Origin of the sequence: Butyrivibrio sp. WCE2006 (genome assembly GCF_000701985.1) — a bacterium.
Taxonomy (GTDB): Bacteria; Bacillota; Clostridia; order Lachnospirales; family Lachnospiraceae; genus Butyrivibrio.
This window is the reverse complement of sequence record NZ_JNKH01000085.1, coordinates 1-2,689: the sequence shown is the minus strand read 5'-3', so window position 1 is coordinate 2,689 and position 2,689 is coordinate 1. Positions and strand designations below refer to the sequence as shown.

Below are 2,689 nucleotides of genomic sequence, written 5' to 3'. Positions count from 1 at the left end.
ACAAATACCTTAACACAGAAGGTTGTCCTTTTTATTTATGTTGTGCACAATTCTTGTGCTACATTCTATCAATCCTACAAAAACTTTACCCTAGCGAGATTTATTACATATTTTTCTAATAAAATAAGAATTTCCTAAGAAATTAAAAACAGGCAGAGATTTCTCCCTGCCTGTAATAATTTCGGTTATGTTTCAATTACTTTGAAACTCTCTTAACCTTTGTACCCTTCTTGTAGCCTGTCTTCTTAGCAGCCTTCTGAAGCTTTGACTTAATCTTCTTGAACTGCCTGCTCTTAGCTACTACAGTAAGCTTCTTAAGTTTCTTGTTGCCCTTTAAGAACTTTGTGCTGATGTCCTTAGCTTTGAGCTGGTTACCATTTATCTTGATTGATGTAGCCTTCTTAGCACCAGCAAACTGCTTAGCAACAAGCTTTGTAAGTGCTACAGCAGAAGCATCAATTGACTTAGCCTTTGAACCCTCAAATGCCTTAGGATCGATAGATGTGATCTTGATCTCATTGCCATTAGCATCCTTAAATGATCCGGGTATAACTACCTTCTCAGCTTCTTTATTAGCAGCTGCATATGTAGCTGTGCCATCACCATTTGATACAAGCTTTGTGTCCTTAAGATCTGCAGCAGCAGGATCATTTTCAGCAGCCTTTACTTCTTTACCAGCTGTCTTGAATGCTTCATCTACTTCAGCAGCATTTCCACCTGATACAGGGTTACCACCTGATACAGGCTCCGCAGCGTAAACAACGTCTTCCCCTGTTACTGAAGGTGCTACGATGCCTGCAACAGCACCGAAAGCGATTACTGCGGCTAAATTCATAGCCATTACATGTTTGTTGAGTTTCATAAATAGTTCCCCTTTCTTCATTACATTGTTTAACTTTAACTAAAGCCAAACAATAGTATAACGCTATTTCGGATAATTGCAAGTTAATTATTGCTTTTTTGTATCAATTTATGAAACTTTATTACTATTTTTTACGTTTATTATAATATTTCCATTCTTGGAAATTTTCAGACATATTAAACAATGTACTATTTTCCGCTTGGAACCTTGTAAGATTTGTGTAACTCAAGATTTTCACAGTTAGGCGGTGAATTCACAAGAGAATCGTTACGTACTTTACAACCTGCATTTCTACAATCTCTGCATCTGTATCCTGAATGATTTGAGTACATTTTCTTGCATTCCAGCGAACAGAAAGCATGATTACTTTCTCTGGCAGTAAACATTCTTCCACAATTTATGCATATATTTCTTACATTATGTGCCATACTGTCACCCATACTTTCACAAAATGGCTAGATTACAATAATATTATACGATATTGAAATTATTGAATTTCGATATTAAGGGAAAGTTTAGAAAAAATTAAGGAGAAAAGCATACTTTATGCTTTTCCCCTTTATTTTTTCATACAAATATTTTAACAATTTATCATCAGGCGCAATAAATATTTACGCCAACACACTCACATTTTTTCTAGCAATTTGCGGGTGTTTTCTGTTATATCCCCATTAAATACCGCCGATCCGGCAACAATTACATTTGCACCGGCCTCCAGAGGGACATTGATATTATCTATGGTAACACCTCCATCTATTTCAATATCGGTATTAAGCCCCATATCTGTTATCATTTCCCTTGTTTTGCGTATTTTTTCAGTACATTCTTCGATGTACTTTTGTCCACCAAATCCCGGCTCAACTGTCATTATAAGGACCATATCAAGATCCTTTAAATACGGCTTTAGAGCATCAACTGATGTTTTTGGTTTTATGGACATTCCGGCCTTTTTTCCACAACTATGTATTTTATCTATAACTTCCCTTGGATCCGACGCTGCTTCTACATGAAAAGTGATGATGTCTGCACCACTTTCCGCAAACTGTTCGATATATCTTATCGGTTCCTCAATCATTAAATGTACATCATAAATCTGATTGGAAGCTTTGCGAATAGTCTTTAAAACAGGAAGTCCAAAGGAAATAGAAGGCACAAATATACCATCCATTACATCAAAATGAAGATATCCTGCTCCTGCCTCCTCAGTTTCTTTTATCTGCTTTCCAAGTATTGTAAAATCAGCAGACAAAATTGATGGTGCCAAGATATTCATCTCAAAATCCTCTTTAAGCTTCTATTAATTATGAATCAAAGAACTGGCGGCCATCCTCAGTTACAAGTCTCTCAGACTTAGGATATTCAAAGATTTCAGACTTACCGGCATTTTTTGCAAGATAATCTGCAAATTTGCGGGCATGCCACTTAGCAATCTCAAGATTATGCATCTGATAGTTTCCGCAGTTCTCTGCTGTTGCACCGGGAACCTCATCTGCATCCTCAACTGATCTGAAAGCTGCAAGAAGCAGATCATAAATCTCCTTAGGCTCGCGGTTTCCCTTTAATATAAGGTAAAATCCGGTAAGGCAACCCATAGGGCCCCAATAGATTACCTGATCCTTCCACTCTTCATCATTTCTTAAATATGTAGCTATGATGTGCTCAAGAGAGTGCATTGAAGCTACATCAACAGCAGGCTCAACATTGGGCTTTGTAACTCTTATGTCATAAGTTGTAATCTTCTCGTCTCCAAGAACATCTACTCTGCTGGTAAAGATGCCGGGAACAATCTTAGTATGATCAACTGAAAAGCTAGGTATTAAATCCATA

4 protein-coding genes are annotated in these 2,689 nt (G+C 37.1%); all 4 read right to left on the bottom strand.

All coding sequences use genetic code 11. The annotated features are described in order from the left end of the window. Positions 1 to 196 precede the first annotated feature (196 nt). On the bottom strand, positions 197 to 862 hold the full coding sequence (locus T501_RS19300) for a hypothetical protein (protein ID WP_044917141.1): 666 nt from the start codon (positions 860 to 862) through the stop codon (positions 197 to 199). Between the two features lie 253 nt (positions 863 to 1,115). Further along, the gene (locus T501_RS23070; protein ID WP_156094532.1) at positions 1,116 to 1,256 is read right to left on the bottom strand and encodes a hypothetical protein; all 141 of its coding nucleotides are present in this window, start codon (positions 1,254 to 1,256) and stop codon (positions 1,116 to 1,118) included. Positions 1,257 to 1,487: 231 nt separating this feature from the next. Then, complete coding sequence (gene rpe, locus T501_RS19295) at positions 1,488 to 2,135, bottom strand: ribulose-phosphate 3-epimerase (RefSeq protein ID WP_026510092.1); 648 nt, start codon at positions 2,133 to 2,135, stop codon at positions 1,488 to 1,490. A 28-nt stretch (positions 2,136 to 2,163) separates the two neighbouring features. After that, the coding region (locus T501_RS19290; protein ID WP_026510091.1) for an S-ribosylhomocysteine lyase at positions 2,164 to 2,689 on the bottom strand (526 nt) is incomplete at its 5' end.

Coding starts and splice junctions, on each gene's coding strand:
- rpe (WP_026510092.1), bottom strand. CDS start 2,135: ATGAATATCTTGGCACCATCAATTTTGTCTGCTGATTTTACAATACTT.
- T501_RS19300 (WP_044917141.1), bottom strand. CDS start 862: ATGAAACTCAACAAACATGTAATGGCTATGAATTTAGCCGCAGTAATC.